The sequence below is a fragment of the Pseudomonas idahonensis genome (assembly GCF_037903935.1).
GTDB classification, from domain to species: Bacteria; Pseudomonadota; Gammaproteobacteria; order Pseudomonadales; family Pseudomonadaceae; genus Aquipseudomonas; species Aquipseudomonas danubii.
The window spans coordinates 6,119,944-6,135,000 of record NZ_CP149586.1; the positions used below are offsets into that span (position 1 = coordinate 6,119,944).

Below are 15,057 nucleotides of genomic sequence, written 5' to 3' on the forward strand. Positions count from 1 at the left end.
CCTGGCGGAGCAGAGAGCGGGCAATCCTGCCCCGCTCTCGATTCGCGTCACGTGTTATTCGGTTTCCAGATCGATATCGATGCCGAGGGAACGAATTTCTTTGATCAACACGTTGAAGGACTCGGGCATGCCCGGCTCCATACGGTGATCGCCGTCCACGATGTTTTTGTACATCTTGGTACGACCGTTCACATCGTCCGACTTCACTGTGAGCATTTCTTGCAGAGTGTATGCAGCACCGTATGCTTCCAGTGCCCAGACCTCCATCTCCCCGAAACGCTGACCACCGAACTGCGCCTTACCACCCAGCGGCTGCTGGGTAACCAGGCTGTACGAACCGGTAGAACGAGCGTGCATCTTGTCGTCTACCAAGTGGTTCAGTTTCAGCATGTACATGTAGCCAACGGTAACTGGACGCTCGAACTTGTTGCCGGTACGGCCGTCGGTCAGCTGCATCTGGCCGCTCTCTGGCAGGTCCGCCAGTTTCAGCATCGCCTTGATTTCGCTTTCCTTGGCGCCGTCGAACACCGGAGTGGCCATAGGCACACCGCCGCGCAGGTTGTTCGCCAGATCCAGAATCTCCTGATCGGAGAAGCTGTCCAGGTCTTCGTTACGACCACCGATCTGGTTGTAGATCTCATCCAGGAAGGTGCGCAGTTCTGCCACCTTACGCTGCTCTTCAACCATGCGGTTGATCTTCTCGCCCAGCCCCTTGGCCGCGAGGCCCAGGTGAGTTTCGAGAATCTGACCAACGTTCATACGCGAAGGTACGCCCAGTGGGTTGAGGACCACATCGACCGGGGTGCCATTGGCATCGTGCGGCATGTCTTCAACCGGCATGATCACGGAGACCACACCCTTGTTACCGTGACGACCGGCCATCTTGTCGCCCGGCTGAATGCGACGACGGATTGCCAGGTAGACCTTGACGATTTTCAGCACGCCCGGAGCCAGGTCATCGCCCTGCTGCAGTTTGCGCTTCTTGTCTTCGAACTTGTCGTCCAGCAGACGGCGGCGATCAACGATGTAGGCCTGAGCCTTCTCGAGCTGCTCGTTCAGAGCATCTTCAGCCATGCGCAGTTTGAACCACTGGCCATGCTCAAGACCGTCGAGAACTTCGTCGGTGATTTCCTGACCTTTCTTCAGACCGGCGCCGCCTTCGGCTTTATGGCCGACCAGAGCGGAGCGCAGACGCTCGAAGGTTGCGCCTTCAACGATGCGGAACTCTTCGTTCAGATCCTTGCGGATCTCGTCGAGCTGGCTCTTCTCGATGGACAGTGCACGAGCATCACGCTCAACGCCGTCACGAGTGAAGACCTGTACGTCAATGACAGTACCTTTGGTACCAGTAGGCACACGCAGGGATGTGTCTTTAACGTCGCTGGCTTTTTCACCGAAGATCGCGCGCAGCAGTTTCTCTTCCGGAGTCAGCTGAGTCTCGCCTTTCGGAGTGACCTTACCGACCAGGATGTCGCCTGCGCCAACTTCAGCACCTACATAAACGATACCGGCTTCGTCCAGCTTGTTCAGTGCAGCCTCACCCACGTTCGGGATGTCTGCAGTGATTTCCTCTGGGCCAAGCTTGGTGTCACGGGCCACACAGGTCAGTTCCTGGATGTGGATCGTGGTGAAGCGGTCTTCCTGAACCACACGCTCGGACAGGCAGATGGAGTCTTCGAAGTTGAAGCCGTTCCACGCCATGAACGCGATACGCATGTTCTGACCCAGTGCCAGCTCACCCATGTCGGTGGACGGGCCGTCGGCCATGATGTCGCTGCGCTGAACCCGATCACCTTTTCTCACCAGCGGACGCTGGTTGATGCAGGTGTTCTGGTTGGAGCGGGTGTACTTGGTCAGGTTGTAGATATCGACACCGGCTTCGCCAGTTTCGACTTCGTCATCCGCAACACGAACCACGATACGACTGGCATCGACCGAGTCGATCACGCCGCCACGGCGAGCCACGACACAAACGCCGGAGTCACGGGCAACGTTGCGCTCCATGCCGGTACCTACCAGCGGCTTATCAGCACGCAGAGTCGGTACAGCCTGACGCTGCATGTTGGAACCCATCAACGCACGGTTGGCGTCGTCGTGCTCGAGGAACGGAATCAGCGACGCTGCAACCGAAACTACCTGCTTCGGCGAAACGTCCATCAAGGTGACGTCTTCCGGCGCCTTGACGGTGAATTCGTTCAAGTGACGAACAGCCACCAGCTCATCGATCAGCTGACCTTTGTCGTTCATGGTCGCCGAAGCCTGGGCGATCACGTGATCGGCCTCTTCGATGGCGGACAGGAACACGATCTCGTCAGTGACCAGGGCGTCTTTCACCACACGGTACGGGCTCTCGAGGAAGCCGTACTGGTTGGTGCGCGCATAGGCCGCCAGGGAGTTGATCAGACCGATGTTCGGACCTTCCGGCGTTTCGATCGGGCATACACGACCGTAGTGAGTCGGGTGCACGTCACGAACTTCGAAGCCTGCACGCTCACGGGTCAGACCACCTGGGCCGAGTGCGGAGACACGACGCTTGTGGGTGATCTCGGAGAGCGGGTTGTTCTGGTCCATGAACTGCGACAGCTGGCTGGAACCGAAGAACTCTTTCACTGCCGCAGCCACTGGCTTGGCATTGATCAGGTCTTGCGGCATCAGGCCTTCGCTTTCGGCCATCGACAGACGCTCTTTGACCGCACGCTCTACACGCACCAGGCCAACGCGGAACTGGTTCTCGGCCATTTCGCCTACGCAACGAACACGACGGTTACCCAGGTGGTCGATGTCGTCGACGATGCCTTTACCGTTACGGATGTCGACCAGAGTCTTCAGTACGGCAACGATGTCTTCTTTGCACAGGACGCCCGAACCTTCGATCTCGGTACGACCGATACGACGGTTGAACTTCATCCGGCCAACGGCGGAGAGGTCATAGCGCTCAGGGCTGAAGAACAGGTTGTTGAACAGAGTCTCGGCAGCATCTTTGGTTGGCGGCTCGCCAGGACGCATCATGCGATAGATCTCGACCAGCGCTTCCAATTGGTTGCTGGTGGAGTCGATCTTCAGAGTGTCAGAAACGAACGGACCGCAGTCGATGTCGTTGGTGTACAGCGTTTCGATGCGAACAACCTGGGCCTTGGCGATTTTTGCCAGGATCTCGGTGTTCAGCTCGGTGTTGCACTCTGCCAGGATTTCACCGGTAGCCGGGTGCACGATAGCCTTGGCGGTGGTACGCCCCAGGACGTAGTCCAGAGGTACATCCAGCTCTTTGATACCGGCTTTTTCCAGCTGGTTGATGTGGCGAGCGGTGATACGACGACCCTGCTCGACAATAACCTTGCCCTTGTCATCCTGGATGTCCAGAACGGCAATTTCACCACGCAGGCGCTGAGGCACCAGCTCCAGGCTCAGGCTCTCGCCTTTCACGTGGAATACGTTGGTGGTGTAGAAAGCATCCAGCACTTCTTCAGTGGTGTAACCCAGCGCGCGCAGCAGAACCGACGCAGGCAGCTTGCGGCGACGGTCGATACGGACGAACACGCAGTCTTTCGGGTCGAACTCGAAGTCCAGCCACGAACCGCGGTAAGGAATGATCCGCGCGGAGTACAGCAGCTTACCGGAGCTGTGCGTCTTGCCACGGTCGTGGTCGAAGAATACGCCAGGGGAACGGTGCAGCTGGGAAACGATTACACGCTCGGTACCGTTGATTACGAAGGTACCGTTCTCAGTCATCAGGGGGATTTCACCCATGTAGACTTCTTGCTCTTTGATGTCCTTGATCGCTTTGTTCGACGATTCTTTGTCGAAAATGATCAGACGAACTTTTACCCGCAAAGGTACGGCGTAAGTCACACCACGCAACACGCATTCTTTAACATCAAACGCCGGTTCGCCCAGGCGATAACCGACATACTCCAACGCAGCATTGCCGGAGTAGCTGATGATCGGGAAAACGGATTTGAAGGCCGCATGCAGGCCCACGTCGCGGAACTGATCTTTAGTCGCTCCCGCTTGCAAGAATTCACGATACGAATCCAGCTGGATGGCCAGGAGGTACGGCACATCCATGACGTCCGGCAACTTGCTAAAGTCCTTGCGGATACGTTTTTTCTCAGTATATGAGTAAGCCATCAGCGTTCCCCAGCTTGGTCACCTGCTTATTCGGCTTCTCCCGACGGGAGCAGCCAGAAAATCGTGCAAACCCTTTGGTTTGCGCCACCGCACAGGGTGGGTTACAGCACGTTAAAGGCACCGACCCAGTCGGCCGCCAATAACGGAAAAAGGCCGGTGGCAAAAGCCACCAGCCATCAGCCGTTCGCTTAACGCTTGGGCTGGAGACACAAAGTCGATGCTTACTTGAGCTCGACTTTAGCGCCTGCTTCTTCCAGAGCTGCTTTGGCTTTGTCAGCTGCTTCTTTAGCAACAGCTTCCAGAACCATGGCAGGAGCGCCGTCAACTACAGCCTTGGCTTCTTTCAGGCCCAGACCGGTCAGTTCACGTACAGCCTTGATCACGTTAACTTTCTTCTCGCCAGCTTCGGTCAGCATGACGTTGAATTCAGTTTGCTCTTCAACAACAGCGGCAGCAGCAGCTGGGCCAGCAGCGGCAACAGCAGCGGTAACGCCGAAGGTTTCTTCCATTGCTTTGATCAGCTCAACAACTTCCAGAACGGTTTTCTGGCCGATTGCTTCGATGATTTGCTCGTTAGTCAGAGACATGACTATAAATTCCTGTATTGGGGTGACAGCCTACGCAGCCATCAAATTAAACATATGATTTTGAAAGGGCTTGCGGTGCCTTAGGCAGCAGCAGCTTCTTTCTGGTCGCGAATAGCCGCCAGAGTACGAGCCAGCTTGCTGGTAGCGCCTTGAATCACGCTCATCAGCTTCGCAATAGCTTCGTCGCGAGTTGGCAGCGAAGCCAACACGTCGATCTCGTTTGCTGCGAGGTACTTGCCCTCGAACGCAGCTGCCTTGATCTCGAACTTGTCCTGACCCTTTGCGAACTCTTTGAAAATACGAGCAGCAGCGCCCGGATGTTCCTTGGAGAATGCAATCAGGGTAGGGCCGACGAACGCGTCGTTGAGCACGTCATATTGAGTGCCTTCAACAGCGCGCTTGAGCAGGGTGTTACGTACAACACGTACGTAAACACCAGCTTCGCGGGCCTCTTTACGGAGTCCGGTCATTGCGCCTACTGTCACACCGCGGGCATCAGCCACAACAGCAGACAGAGCGACTTTGGCAGCCTCGTTGACTTCAGCGACGATGGCCTTCTTGTCTTCGAGTTTAATTGCCACGGGTTTAACTCCTGCTTGTTACCGTTTCATCCAACCTAGGCTGGATGTCGTTTTGGTGTCTGATTCGGTAAGGAACCGGGAGCACCATCTGCGTAGGCTTGAGGTTTAAGACTTGCGTCGCCTACGGTCTTGGATAGCCCCCGCCAGGCAGGGACCCCAATTTTTTCAACTGGCACAATCGCTTGTGCCAGCCTGTGTCTTATACGTCCAGCGAGCCTTGGTCGATGACCAAACCTGGACCCATGGTGGTGCTCAGGGTAACGCGCTTGACGTAGATACCTTTCGAAGAAGCTGGCTTGATACGCTTCAGGTCAGCGATCAGGGCTTCAACGTTTTCCTTCAGCTTGACGGCGTCGAAGCCGACCTTGCCAACGGAGGTGTGGATAATGCCGTTTTTGTCGGTGCGGTAGCGAACCTGACCAGCCTTGGCGTTCTTAACTGCCGAGGCCACGTCTGGGGTTACAGTGCCGACTTTCGGGTTAGGCATCAGGCCACGAGGACCCAGAACCTGACCCAGCTGACCTACAACGCGCATTGCATCCGGAGAAGCAATAACTACGTCATAGTTCAGGTCGCCGCCTTTCATTTCGGCAGCCAGATCATCCATACCTACGCGGTCTGCACCGGCAGCCAGAGCAGCTTCAGCAGCTGGACCCTGAGTAAACACAGCAACACGTACAGTCTTGCCAGTGCCGTGTGGCAGCACGGTAGCGCTACGAACAACCTGGTCAGATTTACGTGGGTCTACGCCCAGGTTCACAGCTACGTCTACGGACTCGCTGAACTTAACGGTCGACAGCTCGGTCAGGAGAGCGGCGGCTTCTACGAAGTTGTAGGCCTTGCCTGCTTCAATCTTGCCGGCGATAGCCTTTTGGCGCTTAGTCAGCTTAGCCATTACACACCCTCCACGTTAAGGCCCATGCTACGAGCAGAACCGGCGATAGTACGCACGGCTGCATCCATATCAGCTGCAGTCAGATCCGCGTTTTTGGTTTTCGCGATTTCTTCCAGCTGAGCACGGGTAACAGTGCCAACCTTAACGGTGTTCGGACGAGCGGAACCGCTGGTCAGGCCAGCAGCTTTCTTCAGCAGAACCGAAGCAGGGGTGCTCTTAGTTTCGAAAGTGAAGCTGCGGTCACTGTAAACAGTGATGATCACAGGAGTCGGCAGACCTGGTTCAAGACCCTGAGTACGGGCGTTGAAAGCCTTGCAGAATTCCATGATGTTCACGCCGTGCTGACCCAGAGCTGGACCAACGGGCGGGCTTGGGTTGGCCTGAGCGGCCTTAACTTGCAGCTTGATGTAAGCAGTAATCTTCTTAGCCATGAGGCACTCCAATTACGGGTTCAGACGCCTAGAAAGGCTCCCCGGTTACTTGCGCGTTTATCCCAGTGACGAAAAAACCCCACAGCCTAAGGCTGCGGGGTATGGGATTCTCGTCCAGTTAGGCCTTCTCGACCTGACTGAACTCTAGCTCTACCGGAGTAGAGCGACCGAAAATGAGCACCGCCACTTGGATCCGGCTCTTTTCGTAGTTAACTTCTTCGACCGTACCGTTAAAGTCTGCGAATGGTCCGTCAGTAACACGGACCACCTCACCTGGCTCGAACAGTGTCTTAGGCTTGGGCTTATCGCTGCCATCAGCAACGCGACGCAGAATTGCTTCTGCCTCTTTATCAGTGATAGGCGCTGGCTTATCAGCAGTACCACCAATGAAACCCATGACACGAGGAGTGTCCTTGACCAAGTGCCAAGTACCCTCATTCATGTCCATTTGAACCAGCACATAGCCTGGAAAGAACTTGCGTTCGCTTTTGCGCTTCTGGCCATTGCGCATCTCAACCACTTCTTCAGTGGGGACCAGAATCTCGCCGAAGCCATCTTCCATGCCAGCCAGCTTTACACGCTCGATCAACGAGCGCATTACATGCTTCTCGTAACCCGAGTAAGCATGCACAACGTACCAACGCTTAGCCACGGGACACCCTTAGCCAACAATCAAGGAAACAAGCCAGCCAAGCAGGGAATCTAGCCCCCACAACAGCAACGCCATGACCAGAACCACAGCCACTACAATAAGCGTGGTCTGCGTGGTCTCTTGGCGAGTCGGCCATACGACTTTACGAATCTCAGTGCGCGCTTCCTTAACCAACACGAAGAACGACTTGCCCTTGGCAGTTTGCAGACCAATGAAGGCAGCAACTGCGGCAATGGCAAGCAGCGCCAATACGCGGTACAGGATCGGCGAAGCAGAATAGTACTGATTGCCAACAACACCAACAATCACCAAAGCAACCACAACGAGCCACTTGACCAGATCGAAGCGAGAGCCTTGAGCTTCAGCCTTAGGAGTCATCTATGAAGATCCTGTGAAAAGAAAGCCAGACACATTGAGTGAATCTGGCAGGTCAGGAGGGAATCGAACCCCCAACCTACGGTTTTGGAGACCGTCGCTCTGCCAATTGAGCTACTGACCTAAAAACAAAATCAGGCCGACCATTATGTCGGCCCGATGGAGATATTTCAAGAACTTATTCGATAACTTTGGCTACGACGCCGGCGCCTACGGTACGACCGCCTTCACGGATAGCGAAACGCAGACCATCTTCCATCGCGATGGTTTTGATCAGAGTGACAGTCATCTGGATGTTGTCACCTGGCATTACCATTTCAACGCCTTCTGGCAGCTCGCAGTTACCAGTCACGTCAGTAGTACGGAAGTAGAACTGTGGACGGTAGCCTTTGAAGAACGGAGTATGACGACCGCCTTCTTCTTTGCTCAGAACATAAACTTCAGCGGTGAACTTGGTGTGCGGCTTAACGGTGCCTGGCTTAACCAGAACCTGGCCACGCTCAACGTCGTCACGCTTGGTACCACGCAGCAGAACGCCGCAGTTCTCGCCAGCACGACCTTCGTCGAGCAGCTTGCGGAACATTTCAACGCCGGTGCAGGTAGTCTTCTGAGTATCGCGCAGACCAACGATCTCAACTTCTTCCTGGATGCGAACGATGCCACGCTCAACACGACCAGTTACCACGGTGCCACGACCGGAGATCGAGAATACGTCTTCGATTGGCATCAGGAACGGCTTGTCGATTGCACGCTCTGGCTCTGGGATGTAAGTATCCAGAGTCTCTACCAGACGCTTAACAGCGGTGGTACCCATTTCGTTGTCGTCTTGGCCGTTCAGGGCCATCAGAGCCGAACCGATGATGATCGGAGTGTCGTCACCTGGGAAGTCGTAAGTGCTCAGCAGGTCGCGCACTTCCATCTCAACCAGTTCCAGCAGCTCAGCGTCGTCAACCATGTCAGCCTTGTTCAGGAAGACAACGATGTACGGAACGCCTACCTGACGGGACAGCAGGATGTGCTCACGAGTTTGTGGCATCGGACCATCGGCAGCCGAGCAAACCAGGATCGCGCCGTCCATCTGGGCAGCACCGGTGATCATGTTTTTGACGTAGTCGGCGTGACCCGGGCAGTCAACGTGCGCGTAGTGACGAATGTGCGAATCGTACTCTACGTGTGCAGTGTTGATGGTGATACCACGAGCTTTTTCTTCTGGGGCACTGTCGATCTTGTCGAAGTCAACACGAGCCGAACCGAAAACCTCGGAACAAACGCGAGTCAGAGCAGCAGTCAGAGTGGTCTTACCGTGGTCAACGTGACCGATAGTACCCACGTTAACGTGCGGCTTATTACGTTCGAACTTTTCCTTAGCCATCGAAATCACCCCTAGGAGAAGAATTGAGCAAGTCACACAAGCCATTAAAACAAAGGCAGATATTTTCATATCTGCCTTGTTATATGGAGCTCTTGAGCGGATTTGAACCGCTGACCTCACCCTTACCAAGGGTGTGCTCTACCAACTGAGCTACAAGAGCGTAACACTTTGCAAAACCTGCAAACTTGGAGCGGGTAGCGGGAATCGAACCCGCATCATCAGCTTGGAAGGCTGAGGTTCTACCACTAAACTATACCCGCGGAGCCTGCAGCTCTCGCCAAATCTGGTGGAGGGGGAAGGATTCGAACCTTCGAAGTCGTAGACGTCAGATTTACAGTCTGATCCCTTTGGCCGCTCGGGAACCCCTCCTAAGCGAGGCAGCATTTTACACTACGCTACCTTTCTGTCAAGCATTTTCTCAATAAAATCTTGAGGTTAGCTGCGTTGACTTAGCTCTGCTGCTTTAACCTCAAAAGGTCTTCACTGCGGAGCGGGCGCCATTCTATGCAACCTATTCGACAGTTGCAAGCCCCTCACAAGGCATTATTTTATGTTTTAACTCATTGAATTCCTTAGCAAGGTTCTGCAGCTGTAGATCATCCAGCAAATGCTTGCTCTCAGGAGCCACACGCAACCAGAAACCAGAAGATCCAGGAACACTCAAGGACAGTAGCCTGACATCCGCCCCCAGCCCTATAAGCCGCTGCTCAAGCATCTGAGCCATATCTCGACGAGCAAAGCCCCCTAGATAGAGACAGCTTGCATCAACCTCTCCAACCCTCCCCTTATCCCTCCGCTCGACCGAATCTGCAGACTCACTCAACAAGCGAATATCTTGCTGAGAGCCTCGATAGAGCGAGAGAGGCATAACCTCTTTCGCACGAAGAGGTGCTTCCTGCTGATGCCAGATGTAATAGAAACCATTGAGGACCAGTAACAACAGAAACAGCCAGCGCATAAATACCTCGAGACGAAAGACAAGCCTTAGTCAACTCGAAAAAAACAAATCACGAACAAACTGATCCTGCGAAACCAACACAACGCCCAGAGCAGCTATACAAGCCTCCCCACCTACTAGCCTAAGGTAGCGCGGGCACACTTCATGGTGTTTCGCAGCCAAACTCAAGGATCGTCACGCAACCTTAGACTGAGCTCCCCACCGCTATAAGTTTTCTCTTCACCTTCAACGCTCAACCGCAACGCCCCTTGGCGATCAATACCCAGCACGACACCATCGATCTTATTGACCCCCGCAATCAGAGACACTTCACGCCCCTGCCAGAGATGACCTTGCTCCCACTCGCCCTGGATAGCGGAGAAACCATCCAGTCGATGACGCTCAAGATAAGCCACAAGGGTCTCACTCAATCGAGCAACCAGCTGATTGCGATCAGTAACCTGGCCAGACTCCAACCTTATCGAGGTCCACTCCTGATCAACCCCCTCGGCGCTCTGCATATTCACATTAATCCCAACCCCCAGGACCACATGACACACGTCCGCAGGATCGCCCACCAGTTCCAAAAGTATTCCCGCGACCTTCTTCTGACCAACCAAAACGTCGTTTGGCCACTTCAAACCCGCCCTTGGGATTCCATACTCACGAAGGGTATGCATAACCGCCAACCCTACGACCAGACTGAGACCCTCCAGTTGCCGGAGACCTCCATCTATGCGCAAGACCAGGCTGTAATAGATATTCTCGGCAAAAGGACTTATCCACTTGCGTCCACGCCGGCCACGCCCCGCGGTCTGACGCTCAGCTAGCACAAGAAAAGGAGCCACAGCCCCCCCCTCAATGGATCGCAGCGCCTCAGCATTTGTGGAGTCGATAGAATCAAAAATTCGAACGTCCCAAGCACTACTGGGAGAAGAGCACCGACTTATCTCCGCGCTGCTCAACAAAGTGATTGGAGTGGCCAACTGATATCCACGACCTCGCACCTTATGGATGACAAGCCCCAATTCCGCCTCAAGAAGCTGTAACTGCTTCCATATAGCACTACGACTAACACCCAGCACCTCTCCGAGCGCCTGGCCCGAGTGAAATCGCCCATCCTTTAGAAGCTCTAACAACGTCGACATGCAGTATCCGCCTCACAATGAGCCCGGCATGATAGCCATGCCCAAAACCATTGCATAGAAAACACCACCCGGCGAGCAAGTCGATCGGGCAGATAAAAATCAAATCGACTTTTCTCCGCGCAAAAACAAAACCCCAATTGCTTTCGCAATTGGGGTTTCGGAATTTAATCTTGACGATGACCTACTCTCACATGGGGAAACCCCACACTACCATCGGCGATGCATCGTTTCACTTCTGAGTTCGGGATGGGATCAGGTGGTTCCAACGCTCTATGGTCGTCAAGAAATTCGGTAGCCAGACCGTTGCTGATGCAACGTGCCAGCGAATGGGTATGTAATAGATTTGTGTGTTGTGCAAACTTTCGGTTTGTTTCGTCTTCACACACCGCAATCTGGTCTCTTTCGAGTTCGCAAATTGCTTGGGTGTTATATGGTCAAGCCTCACGGGCAATTAGTATTGGTTAGCTCAACGCCTCACAGCGCTTACACACCCAACCTATCAACGTCGTAGTCTTCGACGGCCCTTTAGGGGATTCAAGATCCCAGTGAGATCTCATCTTGAGGCAAGTTTCCCGCTTAGATGCTTTCAGCGGTTATCTTTTCCGAACATAGCTACCCGGCAATGCCACTGGCGTGACAACCGGAACACCAGAGGTTCGTCCACTCCGGTCCTCTCGTACTAGGAGCAGCCCCTCTCAAATCTCAAACGTCCACGGCAGATAGGGACCGAACTGTCTCACGACGTTCTAAACCCAGCTCGCGTACCACTTTAAATGGCGAACAGCCATACCCTTGGGACCGGCTTCAGCCCCAGGATGTGATGAGCCGACATCGAGGTGCCAAACACCGCCGTCGATATGAACTCTTGGGCGGTATCAGCCTGTTATCCCCGGAGTACCTTTTATCCGTTGAGCGATGGCCCTTCCATACAGAACCACCGGATCACTAAGACCTACTTTCGTACCTGCTCGACGTGTCTGTCTCGCAGTCAAGCGCGCTTTTGCCTTTATACTCTACGACCGATTTCCGACCGGTCTGAGCGCACCTTCGTACTCCTCCGTTACTCTTTAGGAGGAGACCGCCCCAGTCAAACTACCCACCATACACTGTCCTCGATCCGGATAACGGACCTGAGTTAGAACCTCAAAGTTGCCAGGGTGGTATTTCAAGGATGGCTCCACGCAAACTGGCGTTCACGCTTCAAAGCCTCCCACCTATCCTACACAAGCAAATTCAAAGTCCAGTGCAAAGCTATAGTAAAGGTTCACGGGGTCTTTCCGTCTAGCCGCGGATACACTGCATCTTCACAGCGATTTCAATTTCACTGAGTCTCGGGTGGAGACAGCGCCGCCATCGTTACGCCATTCGTGCAGGTCGGAACTTACCCGACAAGGAATTTCGCTACCTTAGGACCGTTATAGTTACGGCCGCCGTTTACCGGGGCTTCGATCAAGAGCTTCGCGTTAGCTAACCCCATCAATTAACCTTCCGGCACCGGGCAGGCGTCACACCCTATACGTCCACTTTCGTGTTTGCAGAGTGCTGTGTTTTTAATAAACAGTCGCAGCGGCCTGGTATCTTCGACCGGCATGAGCTTACGGAGCAAGTCCTTCACCCTCACCGGCGCACCTTCTCCCGAAGTTACGGTGCCATTTTGCCTAGTTCCTTCACCCGAGTTCTCTCAAGCGCCTTGGTATTCTCTACCCAACCACCTGTGTCGGTTTGGGGTACGGTTCCTAGTTATCTGAAGCTTAGAAGCTTTTCTTGGAAGCATGGCATCAACCACTTCGTCACCTAAAAGGTAACTCGTCATCAGCTCTCGGCCTTAGAACCCCGGATTTACCTAAGATTCCAGCCTACCACCTTAAACTTGGACAACCAACGCCAAGCTGGCCTAGCCTTCTCCGTCCCTCCATCGCAATAACTAGAAGTACAGGAATATTAACCTGTTTTCCATCGACTACGCTTTTCAGCCTCGCCTTAGGGACCGACTAACCCTGCGTCGATTAACGTTGCGCAGGAAACCTTGGTCTTTCGGCGTGGGTGTTTTTCACACCCATTGTCGTTACTCATGTCAGCATTCGCACTTCTGATACCTCCAGCAAGCTTCTCAACTCACCTTCACAGGCTTACAGAACGCTCCTCTACCGCATCACTTACGTGATACCCGTAGCTTCGGTGTATGGTTTGAGCCCCGTTACATCTTCCGCGCAGGCCGACTCGACTAGTGAGCTATTACGCTTTCTTTAAAGGGTGGCTGCTTCTAAGCCAACCTCCTAGCTGTCTAAGCCTTCCCACATCGTTTCCCACTTAACCATAACTTTGGGACCTTAGCTGACGGTCTGGGTTGTTTCCCTTTTCACGACGGACGTTAGCACCCGCCGTGTGTCTCCCATGCTCGGCACTTGTAGGTATTCGGAGTTTGCATCGGTTTGGTAAGTCGGGATGACCCCCTAGCCGAAACAGTGCTCTACCCCCTACAGTGATACATGAGGCGCTACCTAAATAGCTTTCGAGGAGAACCAGCTATCTCCGAGCTTGATTAGCCTTTCACTCCGATCCACAGGTCATCCGCTAACTTTTCAACGGTAGTCGGTTCGGTCCTCCAGTCAGTGTTACCTAACCTTCAACCTGCCCATGGATAGATCGCCCGGTTTCGGGTCTATTCCCAGCGACTAGACGCCCTATTAAGACTCGCTTTCGCTACGCCTCCCCTATTCGGTTAAGCTCGCCACTGAAAATAAGTCGCTGACCCATTATACAAAAGGTACGCAGTCACAGAACAAAGTCTGCTCCCACTGCTTGTACGCATACGGTTTCAGGATCTATTTCACTCCCCTCTCCGGGGTTCTTTTCGCCTTTCCCTCACGGTACTAGTTCACTATCGGTCAGTCAGTAGTATTTAGCCTTGGAGGATGGTCCCCCCATATTCAGACAAGGTTTCTCGTGCCCCGTCCTACTCGATTTCATGACTAAGAGATTTTCGCGTACAGGGCTATCACCCACTATGGCCGCACTTTCCAGAGCGTTCCGCTAATCTCAAAGCCACTTAAGGGCTAGTCCCCGTTCGCTCGCCACTACTAAGGGAATCTCGGTTGATTTCTTTTCCTCAGGGTACTTAGATGTTTCAGTTCCCCTGGTTCGCCTCTTGCACCTATGTATTCAGTACAAGATAACCATCTTATGATGGCTGGGTTCCCCCATTCAGAGATCTCCGGATCAAAGTCTGTTTGCCGACTCCCCGAAGCTTATCGCAGGCTACCACGTCTTTCATCGCCTCTGACTGCCAAGGCATCCACCGTATGCGCTTCTTCACTTGACCATATAACCCCAAGCAATCTGGTTATACTATGAAGACGACATTCGCCGAAAATTTGCAATTTAACTCACAAATTTTACCTTAGCCTGATCCGTTACCAGTGAAAGTAACGTTCAGTCTATCTTTCTATCACATACCCAAATTTTTAAAGAACGATCTAATCAAAAGACTAGAAATCAACATTCAAGCAGAATGCTCATTTCTAAGCTTTCAGAAGCAGTTTATGGTGGAGCCAAGCGGGATCGAACCGCTGACCTCCTGCGTGCAAGGCAGGCGCTCTCCCAGCTGAGCTATGGCCCCATAACAAAATTGGTGGGTCTGGGCAGATTCGAACTGCCGACCTCACCCTTATCAGGGGTGCGCTCTAACCAACTGAGCTACAGACCCAATTTCGAGCTTGTAACTGTTAGCTTGGAGCTATCAGCTTGGAGCTTAAAGCTGCTTCTATCGTCTTCTTCAATGAATCAAGCAATTCGTGTGGGAGCTTATGAAGCAGCTGATGTCGTCGATTAAGGAGGTGATCCAGCCGCAGGTTCCCCTACGGCTACCTTGTTACGACTTCACCCCAGTCATGAATCACACCGTGGTAACCGTCCTCCCGAAGGTTAGACTAGCTACTTCTGGTGCAACCC

Annotated in this window: 10 protein-coding genes, 6 tRNA genes and 3 rRNA genes (1 of these 19 only partly in view); all 19 read right to left on the reverse strand. The window is 53.7% G+C overall.

What is annotated here, in order from left to right; translation table 11 throughout:
• Positions 1–54: 54 nt before the first annotated feature.
• Positions 55–4,128 (reverse strand): DNA-directed RNA polymerase subunit beta, encoded by a 4,074-nt coding sequence (rpoB, locus tag WIN67_RS27715; RefSeq protein ID WP_016968678.1) that lies wholly within the window; start codon positions 4,126–4,128, stop codon positions 55–57.
• Positions 4,129–4,349: 221 nt separating this feature from the next.
• A complete protein-coding gene (gene rplL, locus WIN67_RS27720) occupies positions 4,350–4,715 on the reverse strand; it encodes a 50S ribosomal protein L7/L12 (protein ID WP_011063780.1) in 366 nt (121 codons plus the stop codon).
• A gap of 80 nt (positions 4,716–4,795) precedes the next feature.
• Positions 4,796–5,296: a 50S ribosomal protein L10 gene (rplJ, locus tag WIN67_RS27725; RefSeq protein ID WP_016968679.1), complete on the reverse strand. Its 501-nt coding sequence runs from the start codon at positions 5,294–5,296 to the stop codon at positions 4,796–4,798.
• 199 nt (positions 5,297–5,495) lie between these two features.
• A complete protein-coding gene (gene rplA / locus WIN67_RS27730) occupies positions 5,496–6,191 on the reverse strand; it encodes a 50S ribosomal protein L1 (protein WP_011063782.1) in 696 nt (231 codons plus the stop codon).
• Positions 6,191–6,622, reverse strand: a complete 432-nt coding sequence (gene rplK / locus WIN67_RS27735; RefSeq protein WP_003176435.1) for a 50S ribosomal protein L11 — start codon at positions 6,620–6,622, stop codon at positions 6,191–6,193. Before rplK ends, rplA begins: the two co-directional genes overlap by 1 nt.
• A gap of 118 nt (positions 6,623–6,740) precedes the next feature.
• On the reverse strand, positions 6,741–7,274 hold the full coding sequence (gene nusG, locus WIN67_RS27740) for a transcription termination/antitermination protein NusG (protein ID WP_002555501.1): 534 nt from the start codon (positions 7,272–7,274) through the stop codon (positions 6,741–6,743).
• A gap of 9 nt (positions 7,275–7,283) precedes the next feature.
• The gene (secE, locus tag WIN67_RS27745; RefSeq protein WP_339070317.1) at positions 7,284–7,652 is read right to left on the reverse strand and encodes a preprotein translocase subunit SecE; all 369 of its coding nucleotides are present in this window, start codon (positions 7,650–7,652) and stop codon (positions 7,284–7,286) included.
• A gap of 45 nt (positions 7,653–7,697) precedes the next feature.
• A tRNA-Trp gene (locus WIN67_RS27750) sits at positions 7,698–7,773 on the reverse strand.
• A gap of 54 nt (positions 7,774–7,827) precedes the next feature.
• A complete protein-coding gene (gene tuf / locus WIN67_RS27755; RefSeq protein WP_060841339.1) occupies positions 7,828–9,021 on the reverse strand; it encodes an elongation factor Tu in 1,194 nt (397 codons plus the stop codon).
• Positions 9,022–9,105: 84 nt separating this feature from the next.
• A tRNA-Thr gene (locus tag WIN67_RS27760) sits at positions 9,106–9,181 on the reverse strand.
• 26 nt (positions 9,182–9,207) lie between these two features.
• A tRNA-Gly gene (locus WIN67_RS27765) sits at positions 9,208–9,281 on the reverse strand.
• 24 nt (positions 9,282–9,305) lie between these two features.
• Positions 9,306–9,390: transfer RNA gene (locus tag WIN67_RS27770), tRNA-Tyr, on the reverse strand.
• 142 nt (positions 9,391–9,532) lie between these two features.
• Positions 9,533–9,979: a hypothetical protein gene (locus WIN67_RS27775; protein ID WP_102865258.1), complete on the reverse strand. Its 447-nt coding sequence runs from the start codon at positions 9,977–9,979 to the stop codon at positions 9,533–9,535.
• 164 nt (positions 9,980–10,143) lie between these two features.
• Positions 10,144–11,106, reverse strand: coding sequence for a bifunctional biotin--[acetyl-CoA-carboxylase] ligase/biotin operon repressor BirA (gene birA, locus WIN67_RS27780; RefSeq protein ID WP_170002190.1), 963 nt, complete (start codon positions 11,104–11,106; stop codon positions 10,144–10,146).
• A 168-nt stretch (positions 11,107–11,274) separates the two neighbouring features.
• Positions 11,275–11,390, reverse strand: a 5S ribosomal RNA gene (gene rrf, locus WIN67_RS27785).
• Positions 11,391–11,536: 146 nt separating this feature from the next.
• Positions 11,537–14,428 (reverse strand): 23S ribosomal RNA (locus WIN67_RS27790).
• Positions 14,429–14,649: 221 nt separating this feature from the next.
• Positions 14,650–14,725 (reverse strand) — tRNA-Ala (locus tag WIN67_RS27795).
• A gap of 10 nt (positions 14,726–14,735) precedes the next feature.
• A tRNA-Ile gene (locus WIN67_RS27800) sits at positions 14,736–14,812 on the reverse strand.
• Positions 14,813–14,935: 123 nt separating this feature from the next.
• Positions 14,936–15,057, reverse strand: a 16S ribosomal RNA gene (locus tag WIN67_RS27805); it runs 1,417 nt beyond the window's last position.
• Together the 16S, 23S and 5S rRNA genes with 2 tRNA genes alongside form the textbook arrangement of a ribosomal RNA operon.

Bases quoted from the DNA above. Each gene is read 5' to 3' on its own strand.
- rpoB (WP_016968678.1), bottom strand. From the start codon at position 4,128: ATGGCTTACTCATATACTGAGAAAAAACGTATCCGCAAGGACTTTAGC.
- rplL (WP_011063780.1), bottom strand. From the start codon at position 4,715: ATGTCTCTGACTAACGAGCAAATCATCGAAGCAATCGGCCAGAAAACC.
- rplA (WP_011063782.1), bottom strand. From the start codon at position 6,191: ATGGCTAAGCTGACTAAGCGCCAAAAGGCTATCGCCGGCAAGATTGAA.
- rplK (WP_003176435.1), bottom strand. From the start codon at position 6,622: ATGGCTAAGAAGATTACTGCTTACATCAAGCTGCAAGTTAAGGCCGCT.
- secE (WP_339070317.1), bottom strand. From the start codon at position 7,652: ATGACTCCTAAGGCTGAAGCTCAAGGCTCTCGCTTCGATCTGGTCAAG.
- tuf (WP_060841339.1), bottom strand. From the start codon at position 9,021: ATGGCTAAGGAAAAGTTCGAACGTAATAAGCCGCACGTTAACGTGGGT.
- WIN67_RS27775 (WP_102865258.1), bottom strand. From the start codon at position 9,979: ATGCGCTGGCTGTTTCTGTTGTTACTGGTCCTCAATGGTTTCTATTAC.
- birA (WP_170002190.1), bottom strand. From the start codon at position 11,106: ATGTCGACGTTGTTAGAGCTTCTAAAGGATGGGCGATTTCACTCGGGC.